Origin of the sequence: Streptomyces sp. MK7 (genome assembly GCF_032658145.1) — a bacterium.
Taxonomy (GTDB): Bacteria; Actinomycetota; Actinomycetes; order Streptomycetales; family Streptomycetaceae; genus Streptomyces; species Streptomyces spiralis.
This window is the reverse complement of the sequence record NZ_JAVACL010000015.1, coordinates 1-20,764: the sequence shown is the minus strand read 5'-3', so window position 1 is coordinate 20,764 and position 20,764 is coordinate 1. Positions and strand designations below refer to the sequence as shown.

Annotated in this window: 13 protein-coding genes; 3 read left to right on the top strand and 10 right to left on the bottom strand. The window is 69.2% G+C overall.

The genetic code is table 11. The features are described 5' to 3' along the window. The 3 genes from R2S09_RS18315 to R2S09_RS18305 form a co-directional block, all read right to left on the bottom strand. Window positions 1-1,182, bottom strand: a complete 1,182-nt coding sequence (locus tag R2S09_RS18315) for an MFS transporter (protein ID WP_399144142.1) — start codon at window positions 1,180-1,182, stop codon at window positions 1-3. A 263-nt stretch (window positions 1,183-1,445) separates the two neighbouring features. Next, window positions 1,446-1,787 carry a GNAT family N-acetyltransferase gene (locus tag R2S09_RS18310; protein WP_316742079.1) on the bottom strand — a complete coding sequence of 114 codons (342 nt, stop codon included), beginning with the start codon at window positions 1,785-1,787 and terminating at the stop codon, window positions 1,446-1,448. Window positions 1,788-1,878: 91 nt separating this feature from the next. Continuing rightward, window positions 1,879-2,604 (bottom strand): alpha/beta hydrolase, encoded by a 726-nt coding sequence (locus R2S09_RS18305; protein ID WP_316742077.1) that lies wholly within the window; start codon window positions 2,602-2,604, stop codon window positions 1,879-1,881. Window positions 2,605-2,958: 354 nt separating this feature from the next. Here R2S09_RS18305 and R2S09_RS18300 point away from each other — a divergent pair, with 354 nt between their 5' ends. Then, on the top strand, window positions 2,959-3,795 hold the full coding sequence (locus tag R2S09_RS18300; protein ID WP_316742076.1) for an alpha/beta hydrolase: 837 nt from the start codon (window positions 2,959-2,961) through the stop codon (window positions 3,793-3,795). 273 nt (window positions 3,796-4,068) lie between these two features. On the opposite strand, the gene R2S09_RS18295 is transcribed toward R2S09_RS18300, so the two are convergent. From R2S09_RS18295 to R2S09_RS18280, 4 genes are all read right to left on the bottom strand, one after another. Then, on the bottom strand, window positions 4,069-5,322 hold the full coding sequence (locus tag R2S09_RS18295; RefSeq protein ID WP_316742074.1) for an Ig-like domain-containing protein: 1,254 nt from the start codon (window positions 5,320-5,322) through the stop codon (window positions 4,069-4,071). Window positions 5,323-5,566: 244 nt separating this feature from the next. Beyond that, complete coding sequence (locus R2S09_RS18290) at window positions 5,567-7,609, bottom strand: alkaline phosphatase family protein (RefSeq protein ID WP_316742072.1); 2,043 nt, start codon at window positions 7,607-7,609, stop codon at window positions 5,567-5,569. Window positions 7,610-7,840: 231 nt separating this feature from the next. Further along, window positions 7,841-9,049, bottom strand: coding sequence for a cytochrome P450 (locus R2S09_RS18285; RefSeq protein ID WP_316742070.1), 1,209 nt, complete (start codon window positions 9,047-9,049; stop codon window positions 7,841-7,843). A 362-nt stretch (window positions 9,050-9,411) separates the two neighbouring features. Further along, a complete protein-coding gene (locus R2S09_RS18280; RefSeq protein ID WP_306190876.1) occupies window positions 9,412-11,874 on the bottom strand; it encodes a PQQ-dependent sugar dehydrogenase in 2,463 nt (820 codons plus the stop codon). Between the two features lie 432 nt (window positions 11,875-12,306). On the opposite strand from R2S09_RS18280, the gene R2S09_RS18275 reads away from it, so the two are divergent. Beyond that, window positions 12,307-13,296, top strand: a complete 990-nt coding sequence (locus R2S09_RS18275; protein WP_306190875.1) for a sugar phosphate isomerase/epimerase — start codon at window positions 12,307-12,309, stop codon at window positions 13,294-13,296. A gap of 341 nt (window positions 13,297-13,637) precedes the next feature. On the opposite strand, the gene R2S09_RS18270 is transcribed toward R2S09_RS18275, so the two are convergent. The 3 genes from R2S09_RS18270 to R2S09_RS18260 form a co-directional block, all read right to left on the bottom strand. After that, on the bottom strand, window positions 13,638-13,877 hold the full coding sequence (locus tag R2S09_RS18270) for a LuxR C-terminal-related transcriptional regulator (protein WP_306190874.1): 240 nt from the start codon (window positions 13,875-13,877) through the stop codon (window positions 13,638-13,640). Window positions 13,878-14,173: 296 nt separating this feature from the next. Next, window positions 14,174-18,223, bottom strand: coding sequence for a ThuA domain-containing protein (locus R2S09_RS18265; RefSeq protein WP_316742067.1), 4,050 nt, complete (start codon window positions 18,221-18,223; stop codon window positions 14,174-14,176). A gap of 198 nt (window positions 18,224-18,421) precedes the next feature. Beyond that, window positions 18,422-19,438, bottom strand: a complete 1,017-nt coding sequence (locus R2S09_RS18260; protein ID WP_316742066.1) for a multicopper oxidase domain-containing protein — start codon at window positions 19,436-19,438, stop codon at window positions 18,422-18,424. Window positions 19,439-20,254: 816 nt separating this feature from the next. Here R2S09_RS18260 and R2S09_RS18255 point away from each other — a divergent pair. Next, a partial coding sequence (locus tag R2S09_RS18255) for a plastocyanin/azurin family copper-binding protein (protein WP_306190940.1) occupies window positions 20,255-20,764 on the top strand: 510 nt, incomplete at its 3' end.

The following is a 20,764-nucleotide window of genomic DNA, read 5'->3' as shown; positions in this document are numbered from 1 at the left end:
TCACAGGCTTGCCGTGTTCGGCTCTCCTGCCGCCGCCCTCCGGCGTTCGGTGGTCCAGTACAGGAGGGCGACGAGGGGGAGGGCGGCACCGAGTGCGGTGAGGCCGGTCCAGCCTCCGGCGTGGTAGACGACGGATCCGAGCTGCGATCCGACCGCGCCGCCCACGAAGAACATGGCGATGAAGGCGCTGTTGAGGCGGGCGCGGGCGGCGGGGTCGAGCTGGTAGACGGTGTGCTGGCCGAGGATCAGGGTCGTCTGCACGGCCATGTCGACGAGGATCGCTGCCAGGGCGATCAGCACGACGCTGTGTCCGCCGAACCCGGCGAGCGCGAAGGCCAGGGCGGCGGCCACGAAGGCGATGCCGGTCATGGGGCGCACGAGCCCACGGTCGGCCCAATGCCCGGCGAACGGGGCGATGGCCGCTCCGGCCGCGCCGACGAGGGCGAACACGCCGACCCCGACGGGGGAGTAGTGGAAGCGGGGGCCGGTCAGGACGAAGGAGACCGTGGTCCAGAAGGCACTGAAGGCGCCGAACATCGCCGCCTGGTAGAGGCCACGGCGCAACAGTGCGGGGTGCGTGCGCACCAGCCGGACGGTGGAGCGCAGCACATGGTGGTACGGGATGGTGGTGGTCGGCGCGTGCTGCGGCAGGGCCGCGCGCAGGGCCACGGCCAGCAGGGCCATCAGGGCGGCGGAGCCGAGGAAGACGACGCGCCAGCCGGCGAGGTCCGAGACCAGACTGCTCAGCGTCCGGGAGAGCAGGATGCCGGTGAGCAGACCGCTCATCACCCGGCCGACGATACGGCCGCGGGCGTGGTCAGGAGCGAGGCTGGCGGCGAACGGCACCAGGATCTGGGCGACGACCGAGGTGGCTCCGCTGACCAGCGAGGCGATCAGCAGCATGGGGAAGCTGGTGGCGAGTCCCGCCGCCACGAGGGCGAGGGTCGTGACCGCCAGCAGGACGGTGACCAGGGTGCGCTTCTCCAGCCGGTCGCCGAGCGGGACCAGGAAGAGCATGCCGATCACGTAGCCGACCTGGGTCAGCGTGATCAGTGTGCCGGCGGTGGCCGTGCTGGTGTGGAAGACGCCGCTCAGCGAGGACAGCAGGGGCTGGGCGTAGTAGAGGTTGGCGACCGTCATGCCGGAGGCGACGGCCAGGAGCGCGACCAGCCACCCCGGCACGCCGTGCGGGGCCGTCGCGGTCGCGGGCCGACGCGAGGTCCTGGGTTCGGATGATGCGGACATGTGCACCTTCTTGGCGGGGCGGGCCGGGAGACCGGCGCGGGCGGTAGTGCCGTGGGTGGCCGGCAGCTCCTTCGATGCCGTCACGCAGGCGTAAGCGTCGGTCCGCTCTGGGTGCTTCCCCGTCTGTGGCGATGGTTCGGGATGTCAGTCATCTCCATCAGAGATGAGCGAGCTTGACGGGTGCGTACCGGTGCCTCGGGTCAGTGCGCCGGTTCGGTCTGCAGCCATCGCAGGACTTCGGGGGTCACGGGGTCGGCCATGTCGGCGAACTCGTCGTGCTTCCTGAGGAACTTCGCCACGTAAGGGCAGACCGGCACGATGCGTCTCCCGGCGGCACGTACGTCGGCCAGGGCCTGCTGGACGAGGGTCGAAGCCAGGCCCTGACCGGCGAAGGCGTCGTCGATCTCGGTGTGGTAGAAGACGCGCTGGTCATCGTGGTCGCGGTACGCGGTGTGGCCTGCGGTCCTGCCGTCGACCAGGATTTCGTACCGGTGCCTGGCGTCCACGCGCTGGACGGTCGGAGCGGCGGCGGGATGTGTCATCGTGAGCCTTTCGGGGGCGCGTCGGGTTCTTGCGTGGCGCGATGGTGGCCTGCGGGAAGGGCGGGAGCCGGCTCCCGGGATCGGAATCGGCTCAGTGGGCGGTGGCCCGGACGGCGTCCTCGATCAACTCGATGACGCGCTCCGGGTGGGCGAGCATCACCAGGTGCGAGGAGTCGACCTCGACAGTGGTCATGCCGGCACGCCGGTAGCCGTAACGCTCCACCTCGGGGTTGATGGTGTGGTCGGCCGTGGCGACCAGACCCCAGGAGGGCTTGGTCTTCCACGCCGCCTTCGGCGCCTTCTCCGCGAAGGCCTGTGCGGCCAGGGGACGCTGGGAGACGGCGAGGACGGCCGCGAGGTCGGGATCGACATCGGCGGCGAAGACGGACGGGAACTTGTCGATCTCGACCGACACATCGGTGCCGGGAGTGGTGGAGCCCTCGGTCGGGAACGGTGTGTAGACGAGCGCGGTGGCGAGGTCGGAATCCGGGAAGCCGCCCTGCAGCTCGCCCAGGCTCTCGCCCTCCTCCAGGGCGTAGCCGGCCAGGTAGACCAGCGCCGTGACGTTGTCCTCCGCACCGGCGAGGGTGATGACGGCGCCGCCGTAGGAGTGCCCGACCAGGACGACCGGTCCGGGTATCCCGCGGACGATCGAGGCGATGTAGGCGGAGTCGCCGAGCAGACTGCGGTTGGGCACCGCCGGGGCCACGACGTCCAGGCCACGGGCGATCAGTTCGGGGATGACGCGGGCGAAGCTGGACGCGTCGGCGAAGGCGCCGTGGACCAGCACGACGGTCGGGCTGTCGGAACGGGGCAAGGCACAACTCCCTGTGGATGCCGGTCGTGGTGACCGGCTGATGCGGGTCGCGGGCTCGAACAGCACACTAGGGGCCGCCGGCGAGGGTGCCTTGTCCGCCGGTGCACCGTCTGTGGTCCATCCGCGCCTGTGCGGGGTGCGGGCGGGGGACACCTTCGAAAGGCGTGTGCGGGCAGCGCTCCGGCACTCGTCCTCTTCCTGCCCTTTCTGCCCTTCCTGCTCTTCCTGGCACTTCCGGGCAAGCCGCGATGCGCTCAAGGACAACAGGCGGCGCGACGTCCGCCGTAGCGTGACGACCTCCCGTGCCGCGCATGCCGCGAACACGCCAGTCACTCCGGAAGAAGGAACGAGACCTTGCCGTACATCACCGTGGGCCAGGAGAACTCCACCACCATCGACCTCTACTACGAGGACCACGGCACCGGGCAGCCGGTCGTCCTCATCCACGGCTTCCCGCTCGACGGCCACTCCTGGGAGCGGCAGAGCGCCGTGCTGCTGGACGCCGGCTACCGCGTGATCACCTACGACCGCCGCGGCTTCGGACAGTCCAGCCAGCCGGCCACGGGGTACGACTACGACACCTTCGCGGCCGACCTGAACACCGTGCTGGAGACCCTCGACCTGCGAGACGCCGTCCTGGTCGGCTTCTCCATGGGCACCGGGGAGGTCGCCCGGTACGTGTCCACCTACGGTTCCGCCCGGGTCTCCAAGGTCGCCTTCCTGGCCTCGCTCGAGCCCTGCCTGCTCAAGACCGACGACAACCCCCACGGGGTCGCCCCGAAGGAGTTCTTCGACGGCATCGTCGCGGCCGTCAAGGCGGACCGCTACGCCTACTACACCGACTTCTACAAGGACTTCTACAACCTGGACGAGAACCTCGGTACCAGGATCAGCGAGGAGGCCGTACGCAACAGCTGGAACGTCGCCGCGGGCGGCGGCTTCTTCGCGGCGGCCGCCGCTCCGTCGACCTGGTACACCGACTTCCGCGCCGATATCCCGGCCATCGACGTGCCGGCCCTGATCCTGCACGGTACGGGCGACCGGATCCTGCCCGTCGAGGGCACCGCGCGCCCGTTCCACAAGGCGCTCCCGTCCGCCGACTACGTCGAGATCGAGGGCGCCCCCCACGGCCTGCTGTGGACCCACGCGGAGGAAGTCAACACCGCGCTCCTCGCCTTCCTGAGCAAGTGACCTCCCGCCGCAGGCCCGCCGTGCGGGTCTGCGGCGCCCCCACCGGTAACCGACTCGGCCCAGTACGCGGGCCCGGCCTACGAGGCGATCTTCTGCAACGGGCCGGCGGGCTTCCGGCGCCGGACGACCAGGGCGAGGTCCTCCTCCGTGAGCCGGTACTTGATGAAATGCAGACGAGGGCCGCGACCTTCAGGTCGCGGCCCTCGTGTGCGTTGTCGTGGGTGATGGTGATCCGGACGGCGGCGAGACACCGACCGGACGCTTCGCCGGGTGTCAGTGGGTCGTGCTGCCGGCGGTCCACTGGCTCCACGGCATGTTCCAGTCGCTGAGGCCGTTGTCCGGGGCCAGCGTGGTCTTGTCCTGGGAGTTCTTGACGATCACGACGTCACCGATCATCGAGTTGTCGAAGAACCACGCGGCGGGCTTGGTGCTGTCCCCGCCGCCCTTGACGTCCTTCAGGCCCACGCAGCCGTGGCTGGTGTTGACCTTGCCGAAGACCGAGTCGGCACCCCAGTAGTTGCCGTGGATGAACGTGCCCGAGTCGGTCAGGCGCATGGCGTGCGGTACGGCCGCGATGTCGTACGAGGGCTTGCCGTCCTTCTCCGTGAGGCCGACGGTCGCGGCGTTCATGTGGACCTGCCGGAACTTCTCGGAGATGACCATCTGGCCGTTGTACGTCGGGTGCTCGGAGCTGCCGGACGAGATCGGGATGGTCTTGATCGTCTTGCCGTCCCGTACGACGGTCATCTGCTTGGTCGCGGCGTCGACCGTGCTGATCTGGCTCCGGCCGATCTTGAACGTGACCGTCTTCTGGACGCCGTGGAGGTCGAGCTTGACGGTGACGGTGGAGCCGGCCTTCCAGTAGTTCTCGGGGCGGAAGTCCAGGCGGTTGTCGTTCAGCCAGTGACCGACGACCTTCTGCCCGCTGCTGGAGCTGACCTGGATCTCCGGCTTCACGGCGGCCTTGTCGCTGATCGCCTTGTCGAAATCGACCCTCACCGGCATGCCCACGCCGACGGTCGAGCCGTCCTCGGGGGAGAGGTGCCCGATGAAGTCGTTGGCCGGGGAGGCCGTGGTGATCGTGGCGTTCCCGGTGACAGGGCGGCCCTTGGCGTCCTCGGCCTCCGCGGTGATCTGATACCTGGTGGCGCGCTCCAGCGGGCCGTGCGGCTTCCAGGACGTGCCGTCCGCGGACAGGGTGCCCGGGACCTCGGTACCGCTCGCGACGGCGGTCATGGTCACCTTGGTGAGCTTCCCGTCACTGACGGTGACCTCGACGGGGTCGTTGACCCCGACCTGGTGGGCCCCCTGCCCGGGCGTGATCTTTATTCGGGCGTCGGAGGCGTCCTGGGCGGCCGACTGACCCGCCGCTGCCTGCGGTTTCGGGTGACTCCCGGTGCCGTCGCGGCCGGTCGCGGCGCTGCTGGTGCCGCTGAGGGCCGTGACCGCGAGTACGCCGCCGAGTACGCCGGCGGTGGCCACCAGTCCAGTGCGTCGTTTACGTGCCGTGATCAAACTGTCTCCCATGCCGCTGGTCTTCGGGTGCCTGCGAGCTGATCGCCCCAGAGGCGCGACCAGCCGTAGAAACAGTTATAGGCAGCTGTATGTCCATAAACGGGTAAATTGTGTTGCAGGCCACGTGTCTTTCGAGCTCTATCGAGCGCCTCGCCGAGCGCGTCGCCCGAGACCTTGCTCGCCTGGACGGGGGTCGGCCGGTCACCGAAAGTGAGATCGCCGGCCGCGCCGAGGTCGGCAAGCAGCCGCTCACACCTCAGCGTGTCGCCACGCGACCGGCGTACCGCTGCGTCCAGCCGGTCGCGCCACCGTCGGTGATCACCACGTCGTAGTAGCCCTGTTCGGTCGGCCAGTGGACGACCACCGACCTGCCGCCGGCCACGTGGTAGTGCCGGGTGCCGCCGGCGTAGTCGTTCGCCGTCAGGGTGTAGTGGACCGCCCGCCTGCCGTGGTTGCGCAGGGTCAGCCGGACCTTGGCGTGCCGGCCGCTGATCAGTTCCGCCTCGACGACCGGGATCGCGACGTCGGTCCGGCCGTCGCGAACGACCTGTCCGGCGAAGGAGCGCAGGAAACCGTCGGGCCCGTAGACGGAGAAGGCGTACTCGCCGCCGGTCTCGGTCGTGTCCCAGGTGTACTCGCGCGGGTCGGAGGCGGAGACGGTGAACGGCGTGTTCGAGAAGTCGCGGTACTTGTCCGGGAAGACCTGAAGGCTCACGGCCTTGCCGTCCGGACCGCCGGACAGCGTCATCGACGCGGTCACCGTGCCGGCGGCGCGGTCCTCGGTGAGCGTGGCGTGCGGGTGGAAGGAGAGGCCGCGTGGCCTCATCCCGCCCTCCGGGAAGGACGGCGGCGTCCCGTCGACCGGGTCGGCGATCTCCACGGGGCCCGGCCGGGGGCGGGCGAAGTCGAGCGCGCTGGTCAGGTCACCGGCGATCGAGCGACGCCACTCGGTGATGTTCGGGCAGGTGAACGGCTTGCCGAGGTACTCGGCCCAGGTCTCCAGGAACTTGACGACCGAGGTGTGGTCGAACACCTCCGAGGCGACATGGCCGCCGCGGGTCCACGGCGAGACCAGCAGCATCGGCACCCGCGGGCCGAAGCCGTAGGGGGTGGTGCCGGAGTACTCGCCCGCCGTGCCCGGCTCGGGGCGCGGCGGCAGCACATGGTCGAACTTCCCGTCGTTCTCGTCGTAGGTGATGATCACCAGGGTGTGGTTCCAGATGTCCAGGTTGCTCTGCAGCGTCTGGAGCACCTTGTTCATGTAGCGCTCGCCGTGGACGGTGTCGAAGTTCGGGTGCTCGCTCCACGCCGCCGGCATGACGACCCACGAGACCTCCGGAAGCGGGTACTCGGCGTCCGGCTCGCAGGCCGCGATGAGGTCCCTGAGCACCGCGTCGAGGTTTTCCTCCGAGTCGTCGTCGGGCGTGGTCGCGCCCGAGTAGACGAAGGAGTTGGCCTTCCAGATCCTGCCGGTGCCCGGGGCGAGGTCCTCCTCGCTCGCGATCCGCGGGTCGAAGGCCTTGAAGCCGTTCGTCACGTTGCAGCCGTACTCGCCGATGAAGCCGCTCTGCATGCTGCGGCCGACGCCGTTGCCGCTGTTGTCCGAGTAGACACGCCAGTCGATGCCGGCCTGCTCCAGCTGCTCGGGTACCGTCAGCCAGGTCCGGGTGTAGTTGTTCTGCCCGGCGTTGGAGGTCTCGCCGCCTCCCGTGCCGGACATCAGGTAGTAGCGGTTCGGGATGGTCGGCCCGTGCAGCGAGCAGAAGTTCATGTCGCAGACGGTGTACTGGGAGGCGAGCGAGTACATCCACGGCATGTGGTCGGGCGTGTAGTACCACATGCAGTGGTCGCCCTTGTCCTTGGCCCAGGTGTTCCAGCGGCCGCCGTTGGCGCCGTAGAAGCTGTGGTTGTCGCTCCAGGTGGCGGTGGAGACGGCCGGAGTCACGATGTTGCCGTCGGCGTCGCGCTGCTGGAAGACATCGGTGCCGTCCTGGAACTTCAGCACCTGCTTGTCGCTGTGCCCCCGCACGCCCGGCAGTTGGCCGAGATAGTGGTCGAAGGAACGGTTTTCCTGCATCAGGACCACCACGTGCTTCAGATCGGACATGTCGCCGCTGAAGCCCTCCGGCAGGACGTGGTCGGAGGCACGCGCGTCCGTGGCGCCGGCGAGGTCGGCGACAGCGCCGATGGCGAGCGCACCGAGGGCGCCCGCGGCGGTCTGGAGCGCTCTGCGCCGGGTGAGCCGGAGTTCACCGCGGGGACTGTCGGCGGACGCGGGTACTGTGACGGTGGGTGTCATCAGTGGGACCTCTCGGGAGAAAACACTGAGAACGGGAGGGGCGAGGACACGTCGCAGTGGAGGGCGGGGCAGGGACGGGGGCGAGGCCGGCGCGCTCGTCGTCCATGGACCGCGCCACCGCATGACCTCCCGGGACGGACTCCGTCGCGAGAGGAACGCTAACTTCCGAGCCGCCGGACCAGGTCGTGTTTCCGCCTCCGGATGACGCCCGGCGTGTACCGTCGCTGAATCTCAGGGTTGGGACGTCCACCGGACCGGCAGCCGGTGCGGGCCCCGGATGAGCATGCCGGTGCGCCAGCTCAAGGCGGCCGGGTGGGCGTCGAGTTCGAGGTCGGGGCAGCGCTCCAGCAGGGCACGGATCGCGATGCGCGCCTCCATGCGGGCGAGCGGGGCGCCGAGGCAGTAGTGGATGCCGTGACCGAAGGAGACATGACCGCCCGCGCCCCGCCGGATGTCGAAGCGGTCGGGATCGGGGAACCGTGCCGGGTCGTGGTTCGCGTCCGCCAGGGCGACGAGGACCAGCTCACCACCGCCGGGGATGACGGTCGTGCCGATCTCGACCGGCTCCGTGGTGAACCTGAACGTCGGCGTCTCCACCGGCCCGTCGTAGCGCAGCATCTCCTCCACCGCGCCGTCCATGAGCGTCATGTCCTCACGAAGCGCGGCGAGTTGGCCGGGATGGTTCAGCAGGGCCAGTACGCCGTTGGAGATCAGATTGACCGTGGTCTCATGCCCCGCGACCAGCAGCAGCCAGGCGGTACCGCGCAGTTCGTCCGCGGACAGCCGGTCACCGTCCTCGTCGGTGGTGCGGATCAGAGCGCTCATCAGGTCCTGGCCCGGGGCCCGGCGCTTGCGATCCAGCAAGTCGACGAGATACTCGGACGTCTCACGCGTCGCCGCCTGCCGCGCCTCCGGGTCCGGGTCGGTGAGGACCGTGCTGGTCCAGGCCCGGAAAGCGGCCCGGTCCAGCATCGGCACGCCGAGCAGCTCGCAGATCACCGAGATCGGCAGCGGGAACGAGAGCGCCTCGACGAGATCGGCCCGCCCTTCCGGCAGGGCCACCATCGTGTCGAGCAACTCGTCGGTGATCTGCTGCACACGAGGCTCGAGCTGCTCGATCCGGCGCGGCGTGAACTCACGGACGACCAGCTTGCGCAGCCGCTCGTGGTCCGGGGGATCGGAGTTGAGCATGTGCGGCCCGGCGGCCGGACTGGGGAACGGAAAGGAGGGCGAGGCGTTCTTCCACTGTTTGGACAACCGCGGATCCACCAGCGCGGCCCGGCCGGCCTCGTACCCGACGACGAGCCAGGCCTCCGTGCCCTCGGGAATCCGCACCTTGTGCACCGGGCCGCGCTCCCGCAGCGCCGCGTAGACCGGATAGGGATCGCGGACGAAGTCCTCGCCCATCGCGACCAGATCGACCACCTCGGCTGCCGCCATTGCCTGCCCCCGTCTTCGGCTTCGCCCGACGCTAGCAGTGGGGCGGTGCTTCGGCGAAGGACGCATTCGGCCGAACCGGGCCGGGCGAGACCGGCGCCCCGCGGTGTCCGCAGCGTGGCCGGTAACGTTGTGCGGGTACGGTGCGCCGCGCGGTGCGCTGGGGGCGCGCGCCCTGCTGAGCCGGCTCATCGTGCTCACGACTGCGCGGGAAGCGGCGGCGTTCATGGCGGTCGGGGCCCACTACGGTGACTTCTCCGCCCGGTACGTCCTGCCGGTGAGCGACACGCGTCGTCGAGATCGGCCCCCGGGCACAGGAACGGAGGGCCCCGTCTCCGGGACCCTCCGCCTTGCCTGCTGTCGGCTCAGCTCATGGTGAACGCGTCCAGGCTGAACAGGTCGCCGCTGCCGCCCTTGAAGACGAAGTACAGCTTGTGCGTCCCGCCCGGGTCGGTCACCGGTGCGCTGACCGTCGTGAAGGCGCCGGAGGTGTCGCCGACCGTCGCCGTACCGGCCAGCGGGCCGTCGGGGGCGTCGGTGCGGACCTCGATCGTGCCGCCGGCACCGCTCGACGCGGCCCGGAAGTCGATCTTGCTCACACCCTGGAGGTCGTACGGGTCGAACTCGATCCAGTCACCGTTGCCGATCGACGTGACCGCCTTGCCGCCCTGGGCACCGGCGACGGAGGTCGTCTGCACGCCGGACTGCGTGCGGTAGAACTCCGCCTGCCTGCCCTTGGGCATCAGGATGATCTGCGTGGTGCCGGTGAGGTCGGGGACCCCGGCGGTCGGCGAGGTGTCGGTGTAGCTCGCGGAGAGGATGCCGTAGAAGTCGTCGGAGTCCGTGTGGCCCGCCGTGGTCATGGAGAACGTACCGCTGCACCCCGTGGCCTGCGAGAGGTTGTGGGAGTGCATGTCATGGCCGAGCGAGTAGCTGACCTGGACCTTGGAGCAGTCCACCGGGGTGCCGTCCGGGTCGGTCGCGTCGATCTTCCACGCGACCGTGTCACCGTCCTTGAACGTCAGTCCGTTCGGCGGCTCGGAGAACGACAGCACCGGCGCGGAGTTGCCCGCCGTGACCAGGACGGCGGCGACACCCGTCCTGCCGCTCGGGTCGCTGACCGTGAGCTTGGCGTGGTACTGGCCGTTCGCGGTGTAGGTGAACGAGGGGGCGGCACTCGTGGAGTCGGTCGTGCCGTCGTTGTCGAAGTCCCACGCGTAGCTGAGCTGGTCGTTCTCGGGGTCGGTGGAGCCCGTGCCGTCGAACTTCACCGTGAGCGGGTTCTTGCCCGAGGTGGTGTCCGTCTTGATCACGGCGGTCGGCGCCTTGTTGCCCGGCGAGTACTCGATCTTGTAGAGCCCGGCGTCCAGGGAGCCGCCGAACCACGCGCTGCCGTAGTCGAGCACGTACAGCGAGCCGTCCGGCCCGAACTCGGTGTCGATGGGCTCCACCAGGCGCGCCCAGTCGTTGCCGTTGGTCAGCGTGTCGATCGACTGGATCTTTCCGCTGCCGTCGGATGCGATCGGCTTGATCCAGTGGGCGCCGAACTCGTAGGCGAAGAACTTCCCGTCATAGCTCTGGGGGAACTTGACCGCGGACTTCAGCCCCGGGGCGTAGTCGTAGACGGGGCCGCCCATGGGCGCGCCCTCGCCGCCGAGCTGGGGGAACAGCGGGTTGCCCGCGTAGTGGTTCCAGATCCACGCCGGCTGGGCCGGGGGCAGGTCCTTCAGACCGGTGTTCAGAGGAGCGTCGTTCACCGGGTGGGCGCAGTCGAAGGGCTTCCCGGACTGTCCGGTGGCGAAGTCGTACTGCACGTACGGTGTGTTGTCGCCGATGCAGTAGGGCCATCCGAAGAAGCCGGGCTTGGTGATCCGGTTGAACTCGACCGTGTTCTCCGGCCCGCGCTTCGGGTTCGCGGTGCTGGCGTCCGGGCCGTAGTCGGCCAGGTAGATGACGCCGGTCTTCTTGTCGACGTTGAACCGGAAGGGGTTGCGGAAGCCCATCGCGTAGATCTCGGGACGGGTCTTGGGCGTGCCCTCCGGGAACAGGTTGCCGTCGGGGATCGTGTAGGTGCCGTTGTCGTGCACCTTGATCCGCAGCAGCTTGCCGCGCAGGTCGTTGGTGTTGGCCGTGGAGCGCTCGTTGTCGAAGACGGGGTTGCGCTCCGGGCGCCGGTCGATGGGGGCGTAGCCGTCGGACTCGAACGGGTTGGAGTCGTCGCCGGTGCTCAGCAGCAGGTTGCCGTCGCCGTCGAAGTGCATGTCGCCCGCGACGTGGCAGCACTGCCCCCGGTCGGTGTCGACCCGCATGATCTTCTTCTCGCTCGACAGGTCCAGCTTTCCGTCGGTGAAGGTGAACCGGGACAGCTGGTTGTAGCCCTTGTAGGGCGCGAAGTCGGCGGCCGTCCCGTTCCCCGGGGCGTCGGTCATGGGGGTGTCGAGTCGGGGGGCGTAGTAGGCGTAGACCCAGTGGTTCTTGGCGAAGTGCGGGTCGAGCGCGATGGTCTGCAGCCCGTCCTCGTCATGGGTGTAGACCGACAGCTTCGCCGCGACGTCGGTGAGTCCGTCGAGGGTCGTGTAGTAGACGGTGCCGTCGCGGGAGCTGTGCAGTGCGCTGCCGTCGGGCAGCACGGCGAGCCCCATGGGCTCGCCCACCTGTTCGGGTCCCTTGGCAAGAGTGACCTGCTGGAAGTCGGATGTCGCGGCACTGGGCCCGGCCGCGGCCGTACGGGCCGAAGCCTCGGTCCGCGCCTGCGCGGACGTCGATCCGGCCACCGCGACCCCCACGCTGAGCACCGCGCTCAACGTGGCGGTGAGTAGTCGGCTCACTGGTGTACGCACGTACTGCCTGCCTCTCGTGTGGCGCTGCGATGAACATCGCGCGAACCGTCGCGTCGCGCGGGGGTGTCGGGCCGGGGCCGGATGCCGGGCCGGTGTGTGCCGTTCGACCGGTGGAGCGGGCACATGTCCCAGATCTGCACGGGCGCCCGCACCATCCACGGCCCCCTGAGGAAGCGTCATGAGCGTGAACCCGTGGCCATGCACTGTCAAGAATCTACTGCCGGGTAGCCGCGTTTCATTGCCTCAAGTGGCCACATCTTTTGCTCGTCCGGTGAAAAGTAGCGACGGTTCGTGGTGAACTATCGGCCGTCTCAGGTGTTCATCGTCCGTCAGTTCCGCCAACTACCCGTCCCTCAGGCCTTCCAGGTCGACGAACGCCCCCGTACAACGCACCGCCTGCTCCCCACCTAAGGAGTGATGATGGGTCAGTTCACCCATGACGTCGGCCGCAGAGGCTTTCTGCGGGCGGCAGCCGCCGGCACCGTGGCCATCGGCGCGGCGTCCGTCGCGGGCGCGCTCCCCGCGGCCGCCCAGACACTCGCCCCGGACGCCGGGCCCCAGGGCGCGCGCCTGAGCATCCCGAAGGACGCCATCGGCATCCAGCTCTACAGCGTCCGCGACAAGGTCTACGACCTCGGCTTCCGCGTCGTCTTCGAGGAACTGTCGCGGATGGGCTACAAGGAGGTGGAGTTCGCCGGATACACCCAGAACACCTCCATCCTGGGCCGGCAGATCACGCTCCAGGAGATCCGCACGCTGCTCGACGACAACGGTCTGCGGGCCATCGGCAGCCACATCGGCATCGGGTCCTTCCGCAGCAACCTGCAGCAGGAGCTCGACAACGCCCAGATCCTCGGCATGCGGAACATCGGGACCCCGAGCGCCCCCTCGGACACCCGGACGGTCGCCGCGTACCAGGCGGCCGCGGAGGACTTCAACCACTGGGGCGAGGCCGCGTCGGCGCGCGGACTCAAGCTCTACCAGCACAACCACTGGGCCGAGTTCGCCTTCGCCCAGGACCAGCCCGAAGTGCGTCTGTACGACGTCTTCCTGAACAACACCGACCCCGCCCACGTCTACCTCGAGATGGACGTGTACTGGGCCTTCGTCGGCCAGTTCCGCTACCCGGGCTTCGACCCCGCCGCCTATGTGCGCGCGCACCCCTACCGCTACACGCTGTTCCACATGAAGGACGGCAAGTCCGACCCGAACGCCGCCGACGGCTACGACATGACCGAGTTCGGCGCCGGTGACATGCGCTACCAGCGCTTCATCCACGCGATCGGCCCGTTCGGCGACCACCACGGCATCTGGGAGCAGGACACCGCCCCCGGCACCCAGCCCGACCCGCCCGGCTCGCTCGGTGCCGCGCAGCGCAGCTACACCGCGCTCGCGGACCTGCTCTCCTGACCCGGCGTCACCACCCCGTTCCGCCGCCCACCCCCGCTCCTGCCGGGGCGGGCGGCGGAACGGGGTGGCCGCTTTCTCATGCCTGGCCGTGACGGCCCCCTCAAGGGCCTCCTCACCGCGCGAGACGTCGCCGCTGGACGGCCGTGCCGGGGTCGCCGGCGCGCCGCCGTGCCGGCGAGTGAACCCGCCCACGGCGGCCCTGACCGACGTACCCGCCGGGCCCGCGCGGCACGCAGCCCGCTCCCGTCCGACTTCGCGCGCCCTGCCGCACCCCTCGAGGGACGCGGCAGGGCGCGCAGGAGTGCGCTGCGTCAGGAGAGGTGCCCCGCTTCGGGGCGCGTTCAGATCAGTCTGCGCCGGGCCGCCCAGGCGACGGCCTCGATGACACTGCCGACGCCTATCTTGTCGCACACACCCCGGCAGCGACGCCGCACCGTGCGGGGGCAGACGTGGAGCCGCCGGGCGACGGCCTCGACCGGCAGACCGGTCGCCAGGAGCGACAGCAGACGCACCTCGTCTCTGAGCAGACACGCGGTGTCGGGTTGGGTTCGCCGGCCTGTCGGGTAGCTGAGCGTGGACACTTCCGTCTCCTTCGCCGAGCGCGGCCGGCAGGGAACGCGGGGAAGGCCGCCCCACAGGGGGTGGCCAGAACCGTGATCGACCGCGGGATCTTTCATCGCCTGCAAACGTTTCAGATGACTCGGGCAACTTCAGTAGCTTGGGTAACCGGTCGCGTGCACAGGGTCAAGGGTGCCGCTGCTGCATGGGTCCGCATTTGATCCGCTCTACACGAAAACTTCTGCCCGTTGAACGGTTCAACCCGTGGCAGAGCCGGGCCCGGGGCTGCCGCCCCGAGCCCGGCGTCGACCGCTCCCTGCTACAGGTCCCGCACCCGGATGTTGCGGAACTCGATCAGGTCGTTGTCACTGTGGTTCTGCAGTCCCACGTAGCCGCTGAGGAACTGACGCAGGTCCGTGGGCGGATCGCCCGCCCGCGACGACGACTTGCCGGGCGTGTTGTCGAACTCGTTGATCACCGCGCCGTTGCGGATGATCGTGTAGTGCTGCCCCACGACCCGGATCTCGTAGTCGTTCCACTGGCCCTTCGGGGTGACCTTCGCCTGGTCCAGGCCGAGTGGATCGAAGTTGTAGACCGAGCCGGTCTTCTGGGGTTCACCGGTGGCGCCGTCGTAGATCTGGATCTCGTTGCCGCAGTAGATCGCCACCCACTCCGGAGCGGTGCGGGCCGATCCCGTGGTGCTGCAGCCCTCGGGCCGCTGGTCCAGCGGAGTCCGCGGATCCGGGAACCTCACGAACACACCGCTGTTGGCCTGGTGGCCCTCCGGAGCGACGTCCCGGAACTGCAGCCTGATCGAGTAGTCCTTGAACTGCTGCTTGCTGTACCACAGCATGCCCATGCCGCCGGAGCTGCGCATGGTGCCGTCCGGCAGGAGCGAGAACGTGCCCGCACCGGCCTGGCTCCATCCGGCGAGGCTGCTCGCCGACCCGTCGAAGAGGGACTTGTATCCGGGCGTCTTGCCGATGGGCGACCGGGCACCTTCCTTGCTGAGCGTCGCCGCCTCGTGGTTGTCGATGATGCCGTCCTTGCGGAACTGGTCGACCAGGTCGTTGAGGTTGCTGACGAACGCGCCGTGGTTCGGCCAGGCGCCCTCGTCGTCGATCAGGTCGTTGATCGTGCAGCCGCCGCCGACCTCGTGGTTGGCCACACCGGTGTCGGTGTCGAGCAGCCGGACCGTGGAACGGGCGTCGGGCGCCGTGCAGCCCGCCGTCACGTCGATCTTCCCGGTGGCCTGCTCGCCGTCCGCGTAGGTCACCTTCAGCGTGGCGTGGTAGGTGCCGTAATCGGCGTACGTGTGCGTGGGGTCGGCCTCGTGCGACGGCCGGCTGCCGTCACCGAAGTCCCACTCCCAGGAGACGCCGCCCGCCTTCGCGGCCGAGAACTGGATCGTCCGCGGCTTGCTCTGCGCGACAGCGCGTCCCGCGGCGTCGCTCGGGTTCGGCGTGGCCGGGCCGCCGTGGTAGGCGACACGGACCAGCTTCTGGTTCGGGTCCAGGCTGAAGAACCCGCCGGCGTAGTCGAGCATGTAGAGCGCGCCGTCCGGGCCGAACTTGGCGTCCATCCAGCTCTGCACCTTGTTGTCGCCGACGCCGCCGGGGAGGATCTGGCGCAGGTCCTCGCCGAAGGCCGGCTGGGACTGGTCCTTGACGTTGTCCGGGGTGACGGTGACCGCGACGCGGTTGTTGGCGTTGGACTCGTCACCGATGAACCACTTGTTGTCCCAGTACGCGGGCCAGGCGACACCGCTGTCGGTGTCGACCTCCGAGCGGTGGTAGGTCGGGCCGTCCATGATGGCCTGGCCGCCGCCCTTGAGGTACGGCTCGGTGTACTTCTCGTCGCTCTGCACGTACGTGGGCAGCCCGCTGCCGTCGCTGCGCTTCGGGTAGTCCACGCCGCCGCCCTGCGGCGAGTACCAGATCATGTTGCTGCGGATCGGCGGGAGGTCCACCAGTCCGGTGTTGCGGGGCGAGGTGTTCTTCGGGTGGTCGCAGTCGTACCAGCCGGTGAGCACGCTCGCGTCGGTGTTGCTGCGGTCGCGGTAGGGCTGCTTGTTGCCCATGCAGTAAGGCCAGCCCTGGTTGCCCGCGGAGGTGATGATGGTCGCGGTCTCGTACTTGGCCGGGCCCAGCTCCGGGTCGGGCGTCGGCGCGTCGGGGCCGACCCAGGCCGCGGTCAGCCAGTTGTTGGTCTTGTCCCAGGCGATCCGCGCGATGTTGCGGACACCCATGACGTAGATCTCCGGGCGGGTCTTGCCGCCGCCCTCCTCGTTGCCGGTGAACAGGTTGCCCTTGGGGATCGTGTACGTGCCGTCGGGCTCGGGGTGGATCCGCAGGATCTTGCCGTTGAGGTCGTTGGTGTTGCCGGCCGTACGGCGGGCGTCCTGGAAGGACAGGCCCTTGTAGTCCTTGGTCCAGTTGTTCCCGGAGTAGCCCGCCCCGGCGCCCTGCGAGGAGTTGTCGTCACCGACACCCACGTAGAGGTTGCCGTTGTTGTCGAAGGTCATGCCGCCTCCGGTGTGGCAGCAGCTGTGGATCTGGGCGGTCCAGTGCAGCAGGTCCTTGCGGGTGCTCTTGTCGATGGACTGGTTCTTGAAGTCGTAGGTCAGGCGCGAGATGGTGCGCTGGCCCGTCTGCTTGTCCCGGTCGACCGACTCGTGCGGCATCCAGTAGATGTAGATCCAGCCGTTCTGCTCGAACTTGGGGTCGAGCGTGATGCCGACCAGGCCCTCCTCGTTCTTGACCAGCTCGTCACCGCTGCCGCGGTTGCCCATCACGTCGAGCGTGGTGAGCAGCTTGACCTGCTTGGTCTTGGGGTCCCACTGGTGGATGGTGCCGCAGCCCAGGCCCACCTTGGGGTCGTTCCAGTCGGGGATCGGGCCGCTCGGGCAGGCGGCCTTGCCGATGTAGAAGGTCTTGCCGTCGGGGGCGACCGTCAGACCGTGGGGCTCGCCGATCTGGTCGAGCTGACCGGACTGGTTCTTGGCCGTGAGCCGCTCGACGGAGTAGTTCGACGCGATGGTCGCCTGGCAGTCGCCGCGGACCATGCCGGTCGTCCACTCGATGGCGCCGAGCAGATGGCTCTGGAACTTGGTGTCCGAGGTGTAGCTGTCCTCGGTGCGGCCCATACCGGTGTAGAACGACCGGCCGCCGTCGTAGTCCCGGCACCAGGAGACCGGGTGGAAGGCGCCGTTGCCCGCCGGTCCCGCGTCGTAGGAGTTCTCCTCGACCTGGGCGACCGTCTGGACCTTGCCGTTCGGGTTCGGGTCCCAGTTCATCCACTGGTCGGACCGGGTCCACTTCAGCGGCAGGCCCTTGTTCGCCGGGTGCTGCCGGTCGGTGACGTCCACGACCGCCTGCTGCACCTTGGTCTCCGGCGCGGGCGCCGGGTCGGCGCCGAACAGCCGCAGCTCGGCCAGCTGGGTCAGCGGCTCACCGGAGTTGGCCGTGACGTTCAGCCGGTAGTACTGGTAGGCCGTGGTGTTGGAGAACTTGTACTGCTTGGTCTGGAAACGGTCCGGGAAGCTCTGGCCGGTCTGGGTGTCCAGCGTCTTCCAGTCGTTCCCGTCCTGCGAGCCCTGCAGGGTCCAGTCCTTGGGATCCCTGCCCGGGTAGTCGTTGGCCGACGTCAGCGCGTACTGGGCCACCGCGACCGCGCGGTCCATCTTCGCGGTCACCCACGCGGTGTTCTGGTGAGCCAGCCACTTGGTGGTGTTGCTGCCGTCGAACAGCTTGGCCTTCGTCTCGTTGGGCGGGTTGTCGTCGCTCGCCGTGACGTCCGCCACCTTCTCCGAGGCGGGCAGGCTGGCGGCCGGACGTGTGCCGATCAGGCCCGTGAACCAGCTGGAGCCGGCCTCCGCGCGTGCCGCGTCGTGGACGCCGACGAAACCGCCGCCGCCCTTGACGTAGGCCTGGAACGCGGACTCCTCGTCGGAGTTGAGGGACACGCCCTTCGCCGACAGGAAGACCACACCGCGGTAGTGCGCCAGGCGGTCGGTGGTGAAGACGGACGGGTCGTCCGACTCGTCCACGGAGAAGCCGTTCTTCTGGCCCAGTTCCTTGATCGTCGAGACGGCGGCCGTGACGGGGTCGTCCTGCTGATCGGCCGGTCCGTGGAAGACCAGGACGTTCACCGAGGCGTCGGCGGCGGTGCTCTGGTCCTCGGCCGCGCCCGTCTGTGGCCGCGCCTGTGCCTGCACGGCCGGCAGCGCGGACAGTCCCAGTGCCAGCGCGGAGCTGGACAGCAGGACGACCCCGCGTCGCCAGGCGGGCGTACGACGGGGGGAGGGCGCGGGATGCGACGGTGGCGCACCACTCAGTCGCGACAGGGTGAACCGGTTTCTTCGGCCCATTGTTGCTCCTTGACTCGATCCGACAACGGAAGAGTGGTCAGGGGGTGGAGAGCCGGGCCCGCCACTCGGTCGGCGTCGCCCTGGACCCGATGGCCCAGGGCCGAGCGAGCGGTGGCGGGGTGGTGCACGCCCGTCAGACCGTCCGGTCAGGTCCGACGGGCGTGGCTCGGGGGAGCGACGGGATGAGCGCCACTCCTTCTACATGCCGGGCATGTCGGGCATGCCAGGCATGGAGTGCATGCCGCCGGGGACCGTGCCGTCGGCCTCGGTCACCATGAAGACCCCGGACATCCCCATGTCGGAGTGGCTCTGGACATGGCAGTGGTACATCCAGTGGCCCGCGCCGACCCGTTCGCCGGCGATCACCTGGAACCCGAAGGAGTCCGCGGGGCCGGTGGTCTTGGTGTCGATCACCCGGCTGACGTCCTGCGGGCCCTCCAGGATCCCGGTGCGGTTGTCCACCCAGCGGTGGCCGTGGACGTGGAAGGTGTGGAAGAAGTCCCCGTGAGTGATCACGATGAACTCCACCCGTTCACCGCGGACGGCCTTGAAGGTGGGGGTGTTGGGCGCGGTCCTGTTGTTGATCGTCATGTCCTTGAAGACGACCGTGAACTGCTTGTCCGGCAGCACATCGCCCTTGCGCCGCACCACCACGGGGCCGTACAGCCCCTTCTGGATCCCGCCGGTGCCGTGCTCGGTGCCCACGTTGTGGTCGTGGTAGTGCCAGTAGCCGGCGCTTCCGGCCTCCCATGTCCCGTCGTGGCGTCTGCCCGGGGCGTGGGTGCGCCAGACGTACGTTCTGCGCTCGCCCGGCTGGACGACGCTGTCGTTCATCTTGGTGCCGTCGCTGGCGACGTCGTAGTCCAGGCCGTGCACGTGCAGGCTGGCGGCGACATCGAGGTTGTTGACCACCTCGATGTTCATGGTGTCGCCCTCGGTCAGCTCGATGAGCGGGCCCGGGATCGTCGCCTCGCCGGGGCGAAGGCCGTAGCCCATCTCCCCGTTCGGCAGCTTCTCCATGTAAAGCGTCAGGTTGCGGACATCGCCGCCCTTGTCCGCGGCGGCGGGCTTGTCCGAGGCCGGGACGGCGGTGTTGCCCGGGGTCGCGGCGGCGGTACCGCCCAGCACCGCGGGGGCGACGGTGGCCGCCACAGCTGAAGTGGCGAACGATCGCCGGGTCAAGAGGCGTCTCGCGCCTGCGCCTGAGTCGGTCATCGCTCTCCAATCCGCGACAGGCCTGGGATGCCTGAAGGCGTTTCGTGGTCGTGAGGTGCGCCGACGTCCCGTGCGGCACGGCATCCGGACGCGGCGGTTTGCGGTGGTGCGCCGGGCGTTCGACCCCCACGGGGCCGGCGGAGCGGTCGTCTTGTTCGGCAGAGGAGTCGTCGGGTTCGACACAGAGGCCGTCGGGTCGGTTCGCCGGTTCGGGGCCGTCCGGCGGGCGGATGCGCGCGGTACGGACGAAGTCGGCTCGGCTCGGCAAGGCGGACTGCGCCTCGGAACGGCCTCACCGTAACGGCGCTGCTCCAGTTTTTCCAGACTCAGGTCAAAGTTGGTTGGGTTGCGGTCATAGATCTTGGCGGGGCGTCAAAAGACCGGTAGCTTCGCAACGTTGCTGCGATCGGAGAGGTGGGTGAGTCTCGTGCGCGGGTCCGCGGCGTCATCGCTCCGGCACGGGGCGGAGCGGACGCCGATCGCTCGCTCGTGCGGTCGCGGCCGGTCAGCCGTTGTCACGCACCCGTGATCACCCACAGCTCGCTCATCGTGCCGTCGAGTTCAGGGCGCGGGCCGTATGGCGGCCCGAGCGCCGACGCCGCTTCGGAACCGAGTTCCGCGCGGCACCAGGCCGGACGGGCCCCGACCGGTCGTCCCGGCGGCCGGTCGTCCACCCGGCGGAACCGCGGATCCGTGCGCGGTACCGCAACAAGCGAATTCGCGAAAGGTGCAGCGGTGTTCAGAAGACTGCTCCATACCCAGACGGATCCGCCCCCTTCCAGGCCCGCGCGACGCAGCCGGTTCGTCACGCATCCGGTGGTCCTGGCGCTGGGCGGCTTGGTGCTCACGGTGTTCGCGTTGGCCGCCCCGGCCGCCTACGCGGCCTGGAGCCGCGCCGACGACGCCACGGCCGCGACCCAGGTGCTGACCTGGACGGCCGGCGACGGATACACGGGGTACACGTCCGCCCCCACCACCGCGGTGGCCGGACCGGCCACGATCGTGTTCGAGAACAGCGCGGCGACCGGCAACACGACGGGAATGCCGCACACGCTGACGTTCGACACCTCCAACTCCGACTACAACACCGACGTCAGCCTCAACATCCAGGCGAGCCCGTCGGACTCCAGCGGCGGCCGGCACACCGCCGAGGTCACCCTCACTCCCGGCGTCTACCGGTACTACTGCGCGATGCCCGGTCACATCATGTCGGGCGAACTGACCGTCACCGCCGCGCCAGGGGACGACACCACCGCCCCCGACACGTCGGCGTCGGTGTCGGGGACGAAGGACGCCTCGGGGAACTACGTCGACAGTGCGACGGTC